Here is a 14,244-nt window from a genome sequence, read left to right on the forward strand (position 1 = left end):
GCCGGTGCTGGACAATGGAAGGCATGCCTTCCGTACTTCCCGACGGCGAGCCCGTCCCCGACGACGGCGCGCTGCCCGCGTCCGCGCTCGCCGGGGCCGCCGACCGTCCGCTCGGGTTCTATCTGCACGTCCCGTACTGCGCGACCCGCTGCGGCTACTGCGACTTCAACACCTACACGGCGACCGAGCTGCGCGGCACGGGCGGTGTGCTGGCCTCCCGCGACAACTACGCCGAGACGCTGGTCGAGGAGGTCCGCCTGGCGCGCAAGGTGCTGGGCGATGATCCGCGGCCCGTTCGCACGGTGTTCGTGGGCGGGGGGACGCCCACGCTGCTGGCCGCCGGTGATCTCGTACGGATGCTGGGCGCGATCCGTGACGAGTTCGGGCTGGCGCCGGACGCCGAGGTCACGACGGAGGCGAACCCGGAGTCGGTGGATCCGGCGTATCTGGCCGCGCTGCGGGAGGGCGGCTTCAACCGGATCTCGTTCGGCATGCAGAGCGCGCGGCAGCATGTGCTGAAGGTGCTGGACCGTACGCATACGCCCGGGCGGCCCGAGGCGTGCGTGGCGGAGGCGCGGGCGGCGGGCTTCGAGCACGTCAACCTCGACCTGATCTACGGCACGCCGGGGGAGAGCGACGACGACTGGCGGGCCACGCTGAGCGCCGCGCTGGGTGCGGGGCCGGACCATGTCAGCGCGTACGCGCTGATCGTCGAGGAGGGCACGCAGCTCGCCCGTCGTATCCGCCGGGGCGAGGTCCCCATGACGGACGACGATGTGCACGCCGACCGCTATCTCATCGCCGAGGAGGCGCTGTCCTCGGCGGGCTTCGAGTGGTACGAGGTGTCCAACTGGGCGACCTCGGAGGCGGGGCGGTGTCTGCACAACGAGCTGTACTGGCGGGGGGCCGACTGGTGGGGGGCCGGGCCGGGGGCGCACAGCCATGTGGGCGGGGTGCGGTGGTGGAACGTGAAGCATCCCGGGGCTTATGCGGGGGCGCTGGCGGTGGGGCGGTCGCCGGGGGCCGGGCGTGAGGTGCTGAGCGATGAGGACCGGCGGGTCGAGCGGATTCTGCTCGAGCTGCGGTTGCGGGAGGGGGTGCCGTTGGCGTTGCTGCGGGAGGAGGGGCTTGCTGCCTCGCGCAGGGCGGTGTCGGACGGGCTTCTGGAGGCCGGGCCGTACGAGCAGGGGCGGGCTGTGCTGACGCTGAGGGGGCGGTTGCTGGCGGATGGGGTCGTTCGGGATCTCGTGGACTGAGGTGCTCGGCGACGGTGCTGGGGGCGGGGGGTTTCGCAGCCCGGCGTAGCGGGGCGCCTCCCCCACTCTCGGCTTCGCTCGAGCGGGGGTACCCCCATCGCCCACCCGTGCCGCCCTGGGGGCACCTCCCAGGCCCTTGAGGCACCGGGGGAGGCACGCATGCCCGCAGCTCAGCGGGATTCGGCGGCCCGCAGCTCAGCGGCTACGCCGGTGCCGTTACGAAGTCGATCAGTTCTTCCACCCTGCCCAGCAGCTCCGGCTCCAGGTCCCTGTACGACCGCACTCCCGACAGGATCCGCTGCCAGGCCGCGCCAGTGTTGGGCGGCCAGCCCAGGGCCCGGCACACGCCCGTCTTCCAGTCCTGGCCGCGTGGTACCCGGGGCCATGCCTGGATGCCGAGGGACGACGGTTTCACCGCCTCCCAGATGTCGATGTACGGGTGGCCCACCACCAGGGCGTGCTCGCTCGTCACCGACTCGGCGATGCGCCACTCCTTGCTGCCCGGGACCAGGTGGTCCACCAGGACGCCGAGGCGGGCGTCCGGGCCGGGGGCGAAGTCGGAGACGATCGAGGGCAGGTCGTCGACGCCCTCCAGGTACTCCACGACCACGCCCTCGATGCGCAGGTCGTCGCCCCACACCTTCTCGACCAGCTCGGCGTCGTGCCGGCCCTCGACGTAGATGCGGCCGGCGCGGGCCACACGCGCGCGTGCGCCGGGGACGGCCACCGAACCGGAGGCGGTGTGCGTGGGGCGGGCGGGGCCGGACGACGGGCGGACCAGCGTCACCACCCTGCCCTCCAGCAGGAAACCGCGCGGCTCCATCGGGAACACGCGGTGCTTGCCGAAGCGGTCCTCCAGCGTCACCGTGCCCGCCTCACAGCGGATCACCGCGCCGCAGAAGCCGCTCCCGGGCTCCTCGACCACCAGGCCCGGCTCCGCCGGAACCTCGGGCACCGGCTTCGGCTTCTTCCACGGCGGGGTCAGGTCCGGAGAGTACTGGCGCATTCGAATGACGATAGGAGAAGGCGTACGGCGATCACCGCGACACGCCGAAACGCGCCGCCAGCGCGTCCCGCTGGGCCCGGACGAACGCCGCGTGCACCACCGCTCCGTGACCGGGCACGTACAGCGCGTCCTCACCGCCCAGGTCGAGTAGCCGGTCGAGGGCGGCCGGCCAGTGCGAGGGCACCGCGTCGGGGCCCGTCTGGGGCTCGCCGGACTCCTCGACCAGGTCGCCGCAGAACACCACCTCCGGATCACCCGGCACCAGCACGGCCAGGTCGTGCCCGGTGTGCCCCGGGCCCACGTTCGCCAGCAGCACCTGGCGGCCGCCGCCCAGGTCGAGCGTCCACTCTCCGGAGACCAGATGGCGGGGCGGGACCAGCCGCTCCGCCGACTCCTGCGCGACGGGCGCCGCCAGGCCGTTGCGTACCGCGTCCGCGCGCAGCTCCTCGCGGTCCCGCACGCGCGTGAGGACCGCGTCCACGCCCACGGCGCCGAACACCTCCGCCTCCGGGAACGCCGCCGCGCCGAAGACGTGGTCGAAGTGGGGATGGGTCAGAGCGAGATGCGTCACACGGTGACCGGTGAGCGACTGCGCCTGCGTGCGCAACCGCGCGCCCTCGGCCGGGCTCGACCCCGCGTCGATCATGAGTACCGCGCCCTCACCGGCGACCAGTCCCGCCGTGCAGTCCCACACCGGAAGCCGGCACCGCCCGACCCCGGCGGCCACCCGCTCCCACCCGAGCTCTTCCCAAGTCACCGTCATACGGCGACGCTAGCGGTGACACCCGTCGCGGGCACGACAGCGCACGACCAGCCTTGCCGGGGGTGCACCCCACCGCCGTACACTGGGCCGGGGAATGCTGGCACTCGCACGCGCAGAGTGCCAGGCCACGACAGGCAGGCAGCAGGCGGACGACTTCTGGAGGTGCGCGCGATGCTCAGTGAACGCAGGCTTCAGGTGCTGCGCGCCATCGTCCAGGACTACGTCGGCACCGAGGAGCCCGTCGGCTCCAAGGCCCTCACCGAGCGGCACAGCCTCGGCGTCTCCCCGGCCACCGTCCGCAACGACATGGCGGCCCTCGAGGACGAGGGATACATCGCCCAGCCGCACACCAGTGCCGGGCGCATCCCCACCGACAAGGGCTACCGGCTGTTCGTGGACAAGCTGGCCGGCGTCAAGCCGATGACCGCGCCCGAGCGGCGCGCGATCCAGAACTTCCTCGAGGGTGCCGTCGACCTCGACGACGTCGTGGCGCGTACGGTTCGGCTGCTGGCGCAGCTCACGCGCCAGGTGGCCGTCGTGCAGTACCCGTCGCTGACCCGGTCGACCGTGCGGCATGTGGAGTTGCTCTCCCTCGCGCCCGCGCGTCTGATGCTCGTGCTGATCACGGACACCGGGCGGGTCGAGCAGCGGGTGGTCGACTGCCCGGCGCCCTTCGGCGAGGCCTCGCTCGCGGATCTGCGCGCACGGCTCAACAGCCGTGTCGCGAACCGCCGTTTCGCGGATGTGCCGAGTTTGGTGGAGGATCTGGCGGAGGCGTTCGAGCACGAGGACCGGGGTACGGTTTCCATGGTGCTCTCCACGCTTCTGGAGACGCTCGTCGAGGAGAACGAGGAGCGGCTGATGATCGGCGGCACCGCCAATCTCACCCGCTTCGGGCATGACTTTCCCCTGGTGATCCGGCCGGTGCTGGAGGCGCTGGAGGAGCAGGTCGTGCTCCTCAAGCTGCTCGGCGAGGCGAAGGATCCGGGCGTGACCGTACGTATCGGTCATGAGAACGCCCACGAAGGACTCAACTCCACGTCCGTCGTGTCGGTCGGCTACGGTTCGGGCGGCGAGGCAGTCGCCAAGCTCGGCGTGGTCGGACCGACCCGCATGGACTACCCGGGAACGATGGGAGCGGTACGCGCAGTGGCACGGTACGTCGGACAGATCCTGGCGGAGTCGTAGTGGCCACGGACTACTACGCCGTACTCGGCGTGCGCCGCGACGCGTCGCAGGAAGAGATCAAGAAGGCCTTCCGGCGGCTCGCACGCGAGCTGCATCCGGACGTCAACCCCGATCCGAAGACCCAGGAGCGGTTCAAGGAGATCAACGCCGCCTACGAGGTGTTGTCGGACCCGCAGAAGAAGCAGGTCTACGACCTCGGCGGCGACCCGCTCTCGCAGGCCGCCGGCGGCGGTGCGGGCGGCTTCGGAGCCGGTGGCTTCGGGAACTTCTCCGACATCATGGACGCGTTCTTCGGCACGGCGTCGCAGCGCGGTCCGCGCTCGCGCACCCGCCGCGGCCAGGACGCGATGATCCGTATCGAGATCGAGCTCGACGAGGCCGCCTTCGGTACGACGAAGGACATCCAGGTCGACACGGCCATCGTCTGCAACACCTGCAGCGGCGAGGGTGCCGCGCCGGGGACGAGTGCGCAGACGTGTGACATGTGCCGCGGTCGCGGTGAGGTGTCGCAGGTCACCCGGTCGTTCCTCGGCCAGGTCATGACGTCCCGGCCCTGCCCGCAGTGCCAGGGCTTCGGGACCGTGGTGCCGACGCCGTGCCCGGAGTGCGCCGGTGACGGCCGCGTCCGCTCCCGGCGGACCCTGACCGTGAAGATCCCCGCCGGTGTCGACAACGGCACGCGCATCCAGCTCGCCGGCGAGGGCGAGGTCGGGCCCGGCGGCGGTCCCGCCGGTGACCTCTACGTCGAGATCCACGAACTCCCGCACTCCACCTTCCAGCGGCGCGGCGACGACCTGCACTGCACGGTGACGATCCCCATGACGGCCGCGTGCCTCGGTACGAAGGTGCCGCTGGAGACGCTGGACGGCATGGAGGAGGTCGACATCCGCCCGGGCACCCAGTCCGGCCAGTCGATCCCGCTGCACGGCCGGGGCATCACGCACCTGCGGGGCGGCGGACGCGGCGACCTCATCGTCCACGTCGAGGTCCAGACCCCGACGAAGCTCGACCCCGAGCAGGAGCGACTGCTGCGCGAGCTGGCCAAGCTGCGGGGCGAGGAGCGGCCCACGGGGCAGTTCCAGCCGGGGCAGCAAGGGTTGTTCTCGCGGTTGAAGGACGCCTTCAACGGGCGCTGACGCCGGCGGTCCGGCCGCTGCCGGGGGTCCGGGGGCCGGCCCCCCGGCAGGCGCAGTCAGCCGGGGCAGCAGGGGTTGCTCTCGCGGTTGAAGGACGCGTTCAACGGGCGCTGACCGGCTCTCTGGGCGCCTTTTCCTCTGGTCTATGCCACACGGCAGGCCGGTTTCGGAGTTGTTCGGAGGACGTGACAACATGCGGTCATGTCCTCCGCGCTGACCGATCTCTTCCCGCACCCGATCGTGCAGGCCCCCATGGCGGGTGGCGTCTCCGTACCGCAGCTCGCCGCCGCCGTGTGCGAGGCGGGCGGGCTCGGATTCCTCGCCGCCGGGTACAAAACCGCCGACGGGGTGTACCAGGAGATCAAGCAGCTCCGGAGCCTCACGAGCAGGCCCTTCGGCGTGAACGTCTTCATGCCGCAGCCCGAGTACGCCGACCCCGCCGCCGTCGACGTCTACGCCCACCAGCTGGCCGGTGAGGCCACCTGGTACGAGGCCGAGCTCGGCGACCCCGACAGCGGTCGCGACGACGGCTACGAGACCAAGCTCGCGGTGCTGCGCGACAACCCCGTGCCGGTGGTGTCGTTCCACTTCGGCGTGCCGAGCCGTGAGGTCATCGACGCCCTGCATCGCGTCGGCACCTTCGTCCTGGCCGCCGCGACCACCCCCGACGAGGCCCGGGCCGTCGAGCGGGCGGGTGCGGACGGGGTCATCGCGCAGGGCGTCGAGGCCGGCGGCCACCAGGGCACGCACCGGGACATCCCCGAGCTGGACGGTTCCGGCATCGGGCTGCTGTCGCTGGTCGCCCAGATCCGGGAATCCGTGAACATCCCGATCGTCGCCGCCGGCGGCATCATGCGCGGCGGCCAGATCGCCGCGGTGCTCGCGGCCGGCGCGAGCGCGGCCCAGCTCGGCACCGCCTTCCTCGCCACGCACGAGTCCGGCGCGAACGCCCTGCACAAGCAGGCGCTGACCAACCCCCTGTTCGTGCGTACCGAGTTGACCCGGGCCTTCTCCGGGCGGCCGGCGCGCGGGCTCGTCAACCGTTTCCTGCGCGAGCACGGCCCGTACGCGCCGCCCGCCTACCCCGAGATCCACCACCTGACCTCGCCGCTGCGCAAGGCCGCCGCCAAGGCGGGGGACGCGCAGGGCATGGCACTCTGGGCCGGGCAGGGCCACCGGATGGCGCGGGAGCTGCCCGCCGGGCAGCTGGTGGAGGTGCTGGCCGGTGAACTCGCCACGGCACGCGCGGTGTTGTCGGGCGGGGGCGGCGTCCGATGACCGCGCCGGTGTTCGTGGTCGAGCACCTCGACGCGGCCGGTGGTGGTGGCCGGTACGTCCTCGATGGTCCGGAAGGGCGGCATGCCGTCTCCGTGAAGCGGCTGCGGCCCGGCGAGGACATCGTCCTCACGGACGGGGCCGGCCGCTGGGCGGACTGCGTCGTGCTCGACACCGAGGGCAAGGACCGGCTGATCGTCCGGCTGGACTCGGTGACCGAGGAGCCGGTGGAGCCGCCCCGGGTCACCGTCGTCCAGGCGCTGCCCAAGGGCGACCGCGGGGAGCTGGCCGTCGAGACGATGACCGAGGTCGGTGTCGACGCGATCGTGCCGTGGGCGGCTGCGCGTTGCATCACGCAGTGGAAGGGCGAGCGCGGGCTGAAGGCGCTGGGCAAGTGGCGGGCGACGGCCCGGGAGGCCGGGAAGCAGTCGCGCCGGGTGCGGTTTCCTGAGGTCGCGGAGGCGGCCTCGACCAAGCAGGTCGCTTCGCTGCTGTCGGGGGCCGACTTCGCCGCCGTGCTCCACGAGAGCGGGGACGAGCCGCTGGCGACCGCCGAACTGCCGTCCTCCGGTGAGATCGTGCTGGTCGTGGGGCCCGAAGGGGGCGTGGCGCCTGAGGAGTTGGCGCAGTTCGAGGAGGCCGGGGCGAAGGCGTACCGGCTGGGGCGCAGTGTGCTGCGCACGTCGACCGCCGGGACTGCGGCGACTGCTGTGCTTCTGGCTCGGACCGGTCGGTGGTCCTGAGTCTCCGGTGCGGGATGCCTGCGGCGCCTGTGCGGGTGGGGTGGGCTGCGCGTAGCGCCATCTCGCCGGTGGTGGGTCGGGGCCGCGCCGGGGGGTGTCCGTCCTCGGAACGGCGCGATGGGGTTGGACGCCGACTCGCTGTTCGTCGACGCGCCAACCGCTGCGGGCGGACACCCCCCGACACGTCCCCTTCCGTGGGCCGGCGGGTGCGGGCGTGTCGTGGCTCCCGCCATCAGCCCCAGCTGCGGGCAATCGTGCCTCCCCCAGTGCCTTAAGGGCCTGGGAGGTGCCCCCTGGGCGGCACGGGTGGGCGGTGGGGGAGGTACCCCGTGCCGCCGGGTTGCGGACCCCACCCGGCAGCGGCGCCATCGCCTTGGTGGCCAGTTGCGCTCTACCGTGCCGGGCGCTTCGGTGGGAGGCTGCCCTTCATGGGGGCATTGCAAAGGGTCGCGGCCGTGGCCGTGTGTGCTGTGGTCGGCGTGGGCGGTGCCGTCGCCTGTGAACCCGGGGGCGGGATCAGCTCGGCTGCTGTCGCGTACACCACTGATGAAACCGTCACCAAGGAGCTCAACCGGCAGAAGGCGGGCGTGCGTTGGCTGACGTGTACCGCCTCGTACGGGGACTCCGGCAAGGGCGGGAACGCGTCGCCCTCGGCGCGGGAGAGGACCGTCGCGACCGTCGACTGCGAGGGGGAGACCGAGGACGGGAAGGACATCACCGTCACCGGCAGGGTCACCCACGCCGTGGACGGCGAATGCGTGCGCGGGAAGATCACCGCCAAGGTCGACGGCAAGGTGTGGTTCGAGGTCGACGGGCTCGGCGACTGCGACGCCACTCCGTCGCCGGTGGGAGGCGGGCCCACGAACGGGCAGCCCGGGCCCACCGTCACCGTGACCGTCACACAGACCATCTGGTGCGAGCGGTATCCGGACTGCCGGCCCGTCGAGGGCAAGTGATCCGAAGTCTGTCCGCGCGGCGTCGTCCCTGCATAGGGTGATCGGGTGACTCAGTCCGCATCGCCTGCTTACCTCCGGTTCCCCCACGTGCACGGTGACCTGGTCGCCTTCACCGCCGAGGACGACGTGTGGCTCGCCCCTCTCGACGGCGGCCGGGCCTGGCGGGTCAGCGCCGACAACGTGCCGGTGACCCAGCCCCGCATCTCGCCCGACGGCACCACCGTCGCCTGGACCTCCACCCGCGACGGCGCTCCCGAGGTGCACATCGCCCCGGCCGACGGCGGACCCGCCAAGCGGCTGACGTACTGGGGCAGTTCGAAGACCCAGGTGCGCGGCTGGACCCCGGACGGCGAGGTCCTGGCGATCAGCACCCAGGGGCAGGCGAGCCTGCGCCGCAGCTGGGCGCGTGCCGTCCCGCTCGACGGCGGTCCGGCCACCACCCTGCCGTACGGGCCCGTCGGTGACATCGCCTATGGGCCGAGTGTGGTCCTGCTGTCCGCGCCGATGGGGCGCGAGGCCGCCTGGTGGAAGCGGTACCGGGGCGGTGGCGCGGGCAAGTTGTGGATCGACCGGGAAGGGGACGGGGAGTTCGTACGGCTGCATGAGGAGCTGGACGGGAACGTCGAGTATCCGCTGTGGGTCGGTGAGCGCATCGCGTTCCTGTCCGATCACGAGGGCACCGGGGCGCTCTACTCCTCCCTCGCCGACGGGTCCGACCTGCGGCGGCACACGCCGCTCGACGGGTTCTACGCCCGGCACGCCGCGACCGACGGCACTCGGGTCGTCTACTCCAGCGCCGGTGAGCTGTGGGTGCTCGATGATCTGGACGGGGCCGAGCCGCGTCGGCTGGACGTGCGGCTGGGCGGGCAGCGCGTCGATCTCCAGCCGTTTCCGCTGCACGCCGCCCGGTCGTTCGGGTCGGCGTCCCCGGACCACACCGCGCGCGGCAGTGCCGTCTCCGTACGCGGCTCCGTCCACTGGGTCACCCACCGCGCCGGCCCCGCCCGCGCCCTCGCCGCGACGCCCGGCGTGCGGGCCCGGCAGCCGCGTGCCTTCCGCGCCGACGGCGAGGAGTGGGTGGTGTGGGTGACGGACGCCGAGGGCGACGACGCCCTGGAGTTCGCGCCCGCCACCGGGCTCGCCCCGGGAGCGACGCCGCGCCGGCTCGCCGCCGGGCAGCTCGGCCGGGTGCTGGACCTCGCCATGGCGCCCGACGGCAGCCGCGCTGCCGTGGCCTCCCACGACGGGCGGCTGCTGCTCGTCGAGCGGGAGACGGGCGAGGTGCGGGAGGTGGACCGGAGCGAGGACGGTGATGTGTCGGGCGTCGTCTTCTCGCCCGACTCCGCCTGGCTGGCCTGGTCCCACCCCGGACCGCGGCCCCTGTCCCAGCTGAAGCTCGCCAACACCACCGACCTGTCGGTCACCGAGGCGACCCCGCTGCGCTTCCAGGACTACGCGCCGGCGTTCACGGTGGACGGCAAGCACCTCGCGTTCCTGTCGACCCGCTCCTTCGACCCGGTCTACGACGAGCACGTCTTCGACCTGGCCTTCGTGGAGGGTGCGAGGCCGCATCTCATCACCCTCGCGGCGACCACACCCTCCCCGTTCGGGCCGCAGCGGCACGGCCGGTCCTTCGAGACGCCCGACCGGGAGGAGACCCCCGACAGCGAGGGCACCCCCACCACCCGCATCGACCTCGAAGGTCTCGCCGACCGCATCGTGCCTTTTCCGGTCGAGGCCGCCCGCTACTCCAATCTGCGGGCAGCGAAAGACGGCGTCCTGTGGCTGCGCCACCCGGTCGCCGGTGTGCTCGGCGCGTCCCGGGCCACCCCGGACGACCCGGAGCCCAAGTCCGAGCTGGAGCGGTACGACCTCGCCCAGCAGCGCGTCGAGCATCTCGCCATCGACGCCGACCACTTCGAGGTCAGCGGCGACGGCAAGCGCGTGCTGCTGTGGACCGACGGACGGCTGAAGGTCGTCCCCAGCGACCGGCGCGCCTCGAACGACGACGACAGCGACTCCAACATCACCGTCGACCTCGGCCGCGTACGCCAGTTCATCGACCCGGCCGCCGAGTGGCGGCAGATGTTCGACGAGAACGGCCGCATCATGCGGGACCACTTCTGGCGGCCGGACATGAGCGGCGTCGACTGGTCCGGCGTCCTCGACCGCTACCGCCCGGTCGTGGACCGGCTCGCCACCCACGACGACCTGGTCGACCTGCTGTGGGAGGTGCAGGGCGAACTCGGCACCTCGCACGCCTACGTCACCCCGCGCGGCGGCTACGGCCGCGGCGCCCGCCAGGGCCTGCTCGGCGCGGACATCTCCCGTCACGAGGACGGCAGTTGGCGGGTCGACCGCATCCTGCCCTCGGAGACCTCCGACCCGGACGCCCGCAGCCCGCTGGCCGCGCCCGGTGTCGCCGTACGCCCCGGGGACGGGATCCTCGCCATCGCCGGACAGCCGGTCGACCCGGTCGCCGGGCCCGGCCCGCTGCTGATCGGCACGGCGGGCAAGCCGGTGGAGCTGACCATCTCCCCGTCCGGCGGCGGCGACCCGAGGCACGCCGTCGTCGTCCCGGTCGCGGACGAGGAGCCGCTGCGCTACCACGCCTGGGTCGCCGACCGGCGTGCCTACGTCCACGAGAAGTCCGGCGGCCGCCTCGGCTACCTGCACGTCCCGGACATGCAGGCGCCCGGCTGGGCCCAGATCCACCGCGACCTGCGCGTCGAGGTCGCCCGCGAGGGCCTGGTCGTCGACGTCCGCGAGAACCGCGGCGGCCACACCTCCCAGCTCGTCATCGAGAAGCTCGCCCGGCGCATCGTCGGCTGGGCCGTGCCTCGTGGCATGCGCCCCTACAGCTACCCCGAGGACGCCCCCCGCGGCCCCGTCGTGGCCGTAGCCAACGAGTTCTCCGGCTCCGACGGCGACATCGTCAACGCGGCCATCAAGGCCCTGGGGCTGGGTCCCGTCGTCGGCACCCGCACCTGGGGCGGCGTCATCGGCATCGACAGCCGGTACCGGCTCGTGGACGGCACCCTCGTGACCCAACCCAAGTACGCCTTCTGGCTGGAGGGCTACGAGTGGGGCGTCGAGAATCACGGGGTGGATCCGGACGTGGAAGTCGTGCAGCGTCCCCAGGATTACGTGGCGGGCAGGGACGCCCAGCTGGACGAAGCAATCCGACTGGCACTGGAAGCGCTGGAGGCAGTACCCGCGAAAACGCCCCCAGGCCTGCCGACTTAAGGGGCGCGGGGAACTGCGTGACCAGCCACGACGCACCCGCACACGACGACGATACGATGCCCGAGTAGGACCACATTCCGCCAACCCCCGGAGGGACCATGGCAGGGGAGCCCCAGGAAGACTGCCTGTTCTGCAAGATCGTCGCCGGCACCATCCCGGCGACCATCGTCCGCCAGACAGACACCACCGTCGCGTTCCGCGACATCAACCCCCAGGCCCCCACCCACGTCCTGATCGTCCCCAAGGCGCACTACGAGAACGCCGCCGCCCTCGCCGCCGCCGACCCCGGCCTCACCGCGGACGTGATCCGCGAGGCCCAGGCCGTCGCCGACGAGGAGAAGCTCGACAGCCACCGCCTCGTCTTCAACACCGGCAGCGGCGCCGGCCAGACCGTCTGGCACGTGCACGGCCACGTACTCGGCGGCCGCGGCCTCGACTGGCCCCCCGGGTAGTCCGCCTTGTCCGTACGTGAACTCGTGGTCCTCGGCACCGCCAGCCAGGTGCCGACCCGGCACCGCAACCACAACGGCTACCTGCTGCGCTGGGACGGCGAGGGCATCCTGTTCGACCCCGGCGAGGGCACGCAGCGCCAGATGCTGCGGGCCGGGGTCGCCGCGCACGACCTGAACCGGATCTGCGTCACGCACTTCCACGGCGACCACTCCCTCGGCCTCGCCGGCGTCATCCAGCGCATCAACCTCGACAAGGTGCCGCACGCGATCACGGCCCACTACCCCCGCTCCGGGCAGCGCTTCTTCGACCGTCTCCGGTACGCCACCGCCTACCGCGAGACCGTCGACATCACCCAGTCGCCCGTCTCCGCCGACGGGCCCCTCGCCCGTACGGGCAACTACACGCTGGACGCCCGGAAGCTGTCGCACCCCGTGGAGTCCTACGGCTACCGGATCGTCGAGCCCGACGGCCGCCGCATGCTGCCCGAGCGGCTCGCCGCGCACGGCATCAAGGGCCCGGACGTCGGCCGGATCCAGCGCGAGGGCTCGCTCGGCGGGGTCGCGCTCGACGACGTGAGCGAGGTGCGGCGCGGGCAGCGGTTCGCGTTCGTCATGGACACCCGGCTGTGCGACGGGGTGTACGCGCTCGCCGAGGGCTGCGACATGCTCGTCATCGAGTCGACCTTCCTCGACGACGATGAGCAACTCGCCGTGGAGCACGGGCATCTGACGGCCGGGCAGGCCGCGCGGGTGGCCCGGGACGGCGGTGTGCGGCATCTGGTGCTGACCCACTTCAGTCAGCGGTACACGGACCCGGACGAGTTCGAGCGGCAGGCGCGGGCCGCCGGGTACGAGGGTGAGCTGACCGTGGCGCACGATCTACTGAGAGTGCCGGTTCCGAAGCGTCGGTGAATCGGCCGTACGATGAATTGATGTCCCTCCCCAAAGCCGAACTGCACCTTCACATCGAAGGCACCCTGGAACCGGAACTCGCCTTCGAGCTTGCCGCGCGCAACGGCGTCACGCTGCCGTACGCCGACACGGACGAGCTGCGCGAGGCGTACCGGTTCGAGGACCTGCAGTCCTTCCTGAACCTGTACTACGAGCTCATGGCCGTCCTGCGCACCGAGCGTGACTTCGAGGACCTGGCCAACGCCTACCTCGCCCGCGCCGCCGCCCAGGGGGTGCGGCACGCGGAGATCTTCTTCGACCCGCAGGCCCACACCGGCCGGGGGCTGGAGATCGGCACGGTCGTCGAGGGGCTGTGGCGGGCGCTGGGCAGCAGCGAGGCCAACCACGGTGTCTCGACCCGGCTGATCCTGTGCTTCCTGCGTGACGAGTCCGCCGAGTCGGCCCTGGCGACCCTGGACGCGGCCAAGCCCTACCTGGACCGGATCACCGGCGTCGGCCTCGACTCGGCCGAGGTCGGGCATCCGCCGGTGAAGTTCCGCGAGGTCTACGAGGCCGCCGCCGCGCTCGGGCTGCGGCGGGTCGCGCACGCCGGTGAGGAGGGGCCGCCGGAGTACATCACCGAGGCGCTGGACATCCTCGGCGTGGAGCGGGTCGACCACGGCCTGCGCTGTGTGGAGGACCCGGCGCTGGTGGAGCGGCTGGTGCGGGACCGGGTGCCGCTGACGCTGTGCCCGCTGTCGAACGTACGGCTGCGGACCGTCGACACCCTCGCCGACCACCCCCTGCCCGCCATGCTGGACGCCGGGCTCATGTGCACGGTGAACTCGGACGACCCGGCCTACTTCGGCGGGTACGCCGGCGAGAATTTCGACGCGGTGCGCGCCACCCTCGGACTGAGCGAGGAGCGGCTGCGGCAACTCGCCCGCAACTCCTTCCTCGCCTCCTTCCTGGAGGACGACGAGGAGCTGCGGGCGCGGTATCTCGCCGAGGTGGAGGCCTACGCCTTCCCGTAAGGCCCGCCCGCTTCACTTCCCGTGGATGCGGTCCACCAGCACGACGGGCGGTACCAGTGGCGGCACCGGGGCTTCGGCCACCGGGTCCTCCGGCAGCCTCGCCTCCACCGGCGTCACCGTCCTGACGATGACCGCGCTGGCGGCGGCCCTCACGGCGACGGGCTGGTTCGTGTACCGGGGGGGGGGGGAGGGGGGGGGGGGGGGGGAGACACCAAAACCCCAGACAACAACAAGGAAAAACCACTCCAACGGGACGCCAATCCCGCAACCAACGTGGGTGGGAGGGACCACGACCCAC

Annotated in this window: 13 protein-coding genes; 10 read left to right on the forward strand and 3 right to left on the reverse strand. The window is 72.3% G+C overall.

Annotated features, from left to right (window positions below; translation table 11 throughout):
• Positions 1 to 23: 23 nt before the first annotated feature.
• Positions 24 to 1,256 (forward strand): radical SAM family heme chaperone HemW, encoded by a 1,233-nt coding sequence (gene hemW, locus ACZ58V_RS15200; protein WP_471290315.1) that lies wholly within the window; start codon positions 24 to 26, stop codon positions 1,254 to 1,256.
• Between the two features lie 202 nt (positions 1,257 to 1,458).
• On the opposite strand, the gene ACZ58V_RS15205 is transcribed toward hemW, so the two are convergent.
• Together ACZ58V_RS15205 and ACZ58V_RS15210 are read right to left on the reverse strand one after the other, a co-directional pair.
• Positions 1,459 to 2,262, reverse strand: coding sequence for a DUF3097 domain-containing protein (locus tag ACZ58V_RS15205; RefSeq protein ID WP_471290316.1), 804 nt, complete (start codon positions 2,260 to 2,262; stop codon positions 1,459 to 1,461).
• Positions 2,263 to 2,293: 31 nt separating this feature from the next.
• Positions 2,294 to 3,025, reverse strand: a complete 732-nt coding sequence (locus ACZ58V_RS15210) for an MBL fold metallo-hydrolase (protein ID WP_471290317.1) — start codon at positions 3,023 to 3,025, stop codon at positions 2,294 to 2,296.
• A gap of 171 nt (positions 3,026 to 3,196) precedes the next feature.
• On the opposite strand from ACZ58V_RS15210, the gene hrcA reads away from it, so the two are divergent.
• From hrcA to ACZ58V_RS15255, 9 genes are all read left to right on the forward strand, one after another.
• Positions 3,197 to 4,213, forward strand: a complete 1,017-nt coding sequence (hrcA, locus tag ACZ58V_RS15215) for a heat-inducible transcriptional repressor HrcA (RefSeq protein ID WP_189723489.1) — start codon at positions 3,197 to 3,199, stop codon at positions 4,211 to 4,213.
• Positions 4,213 to 5,349, forward strand: coding sequence for a molecular chaperone DnaJ (gene dnaJ, locus ACZ58V_RS15220; protein WP_432960140.1), 1,137 nt, complete (start codon positions 4,213 to 4,215; stop codon positions 5,347 to 5,349). Before hrcA ends, dnaJ begins: the two co-directional genes overlap by 1 nt.
• Before the next feature lie 201 nt (positions 5,350 to 5,550).
• Positions 5,551 to 6,627, forward strand: coding sequence for a nitronate monooxygenase (locus ACZ58V_RS15225; protein WP_468189610.1), 1,077 nt, complete (start codon positions 5,551 to 5,553; stop codon positions 6,625 to 6,627).
• Positions 6,624 to 7,367 (forward strand): 16S rRNA (uracil(1498)-N(3))-methyltransferase, encoded by a 744-nt coding sequence (locus tag ACZ58V_RS15230; protein ID WP_471290318.1) that lies wholly within the window; start codon positions 6,624 to 6,626, stop codon positions 7,365 to 7,367. The genes ACZ58V_RS15225 and ACZ58V_RS15230 overlap by 4 nt, the downstream gene beginning before the upstream one ends.
• Positions 7,368 to 7,795: 428 nt before the next feature.
• Positions 7,796 to 8,323, forward strand: coding sequence for a hypothetical protein (locus ACZ58V_RS15235; RefSeq protein ID WP_468189606.1), 528 nt, complete (start codon positions 7,796 to 7,798; stop codon positions 8,321 to 8,323).
• Between the two features lie 45 nt (positions 8,324 to 8,368).
• On the forward strand, positions 8,369 to 11,569 hold the full coding sequence (locus ACZ58V_RS15240; protein WP_471290319.1) for a S41 family peptidase: 3,201 nt from the start codon (positions 8,369 to 8,371) through the stop codon (positions 11,567 to 11,569).
• A gap of 98 nt (positions 11,570 to 11,667) precedes the next feature.
• A complete protein-coding gene (locus ACZ58V_RS15245; RefSeq protein WP_468189602.1) occupies positions 11,668 to 12,021 on the forward strand; it encodes a histidine triad nucleotide-binding protein in 354 nt (117 codons plus the stop codon).
• 6 nt (positions 12,022 to 12,027) lie between these two features.
• Positions 12,028 to 12,933, forward strand: a complete 906-nt coding sequence (locus ACZ58V_RS15250; protein ID WP_468189600.1) for a ribonuclease Z — start codon at positions 12,028 to 12,030, stop codon at positions 12,931 to 12,933.
• Between the two features lie 20 nt (positions 12,934 to 12,953).
• The gene (locus tag ACZ58V_RS15255) at positions 12,954 to 13,946 is read left to right on the forward strand and encodes an adenosine deaminase (RefSeq protein WP_471290321.1); all 993 of its coding nucleotides are present in this window, start codon (positions 12,954 to 12,956) and stop codon (positions 13,944 to 13,946) included.
• A gap of 12 nt (positions 13,947 to 13,958) precedes the next feature.
• Here ACZ58V_RS15255 and ACZ58V_RS15260 read toward each other — a convergent pair whose 3' ends face one another.
• The gene (locus ACZ58V_RS15260; protein WP_471290322.1) at positions 13,959 to 14,099 is read right to left on the reverse strand and encodes a hypothetical protein; all 141 of its coding nucleotides are present in this window, start codon (positions 14,097 to 14,099) and stop codon (positions 13,959 to 13,961) included.
• Positions 14,100 to 14,244: the final 145 nt, after the last annotated feature.

It is taken from the genome of Streptomyces sp. NPDC040589 (assembly GCF_055594445.1).

Coding starts and splice junctions, on each gene's coding strand:
- ACZ58V_RS15255 (WP_471290321.1), top strand. CDS start 12,954: ATGTCCCTCCCCAAAGCCGAACTGCACCTTCACATCGAAGGCACCCTG.
- ACZ58V_RS15235 (WP_468189606.1), top strand. CDS start 7,796: ATGGGGGCATTGCAAAGGGTCGCGGCCGTGGCCGTGTGTGCTGTGGTC.
- ACZ58V_RS15230 (WP_471290318.1), top strand. CDS start 6,624: ATGACCGCGCCGGTGTTCGTGGTCGAGCACCTCGACGCGGCCGGTGGT.
- ACZ58V_RS15225 (WP_468189610.1), top strand. CDS start 5,551: ATGTCCTCCGCGCTGACCGATCTCTTCCCGCACCCGATCGTGCAGGCC.
- hrcA (WP_189723489.1), top strand. CDS start 3,197: ATGCTCAGTGAACGCAGGCTTCAGGTGCTGCGCGCCATCGTCCAGGAC.
- ACZ58V_RS15205 (WP_471290316.1), bottom strand. CDS start 2,262: ATGCGCCAGTACTCTCCGGACCTGACCCCGCCGTGGAAGAAGCCGAAG.
- ACZ58V_RS15210 (WP_471290317.1), bottom strand. CDS start 3,025: ATGACGGTGACTTGGGAAGAGCTCGGGTGGGAGCGGGTGGCCGCCGGG.
- ACZ58V_RS15245 (WP_468189602.1), top strand. CDS start 11,668: ATGGCAGGGGAGCCCCAGGAAGACTGCCTGTTCTGCAAGATCGTCGCC.
- hemW (WP_471290315.1), top strand. CDS start 24: ATGCCTTCCGTACTTCCCGACGGCGAGCCCGTCCCCGACGACGGCGCG.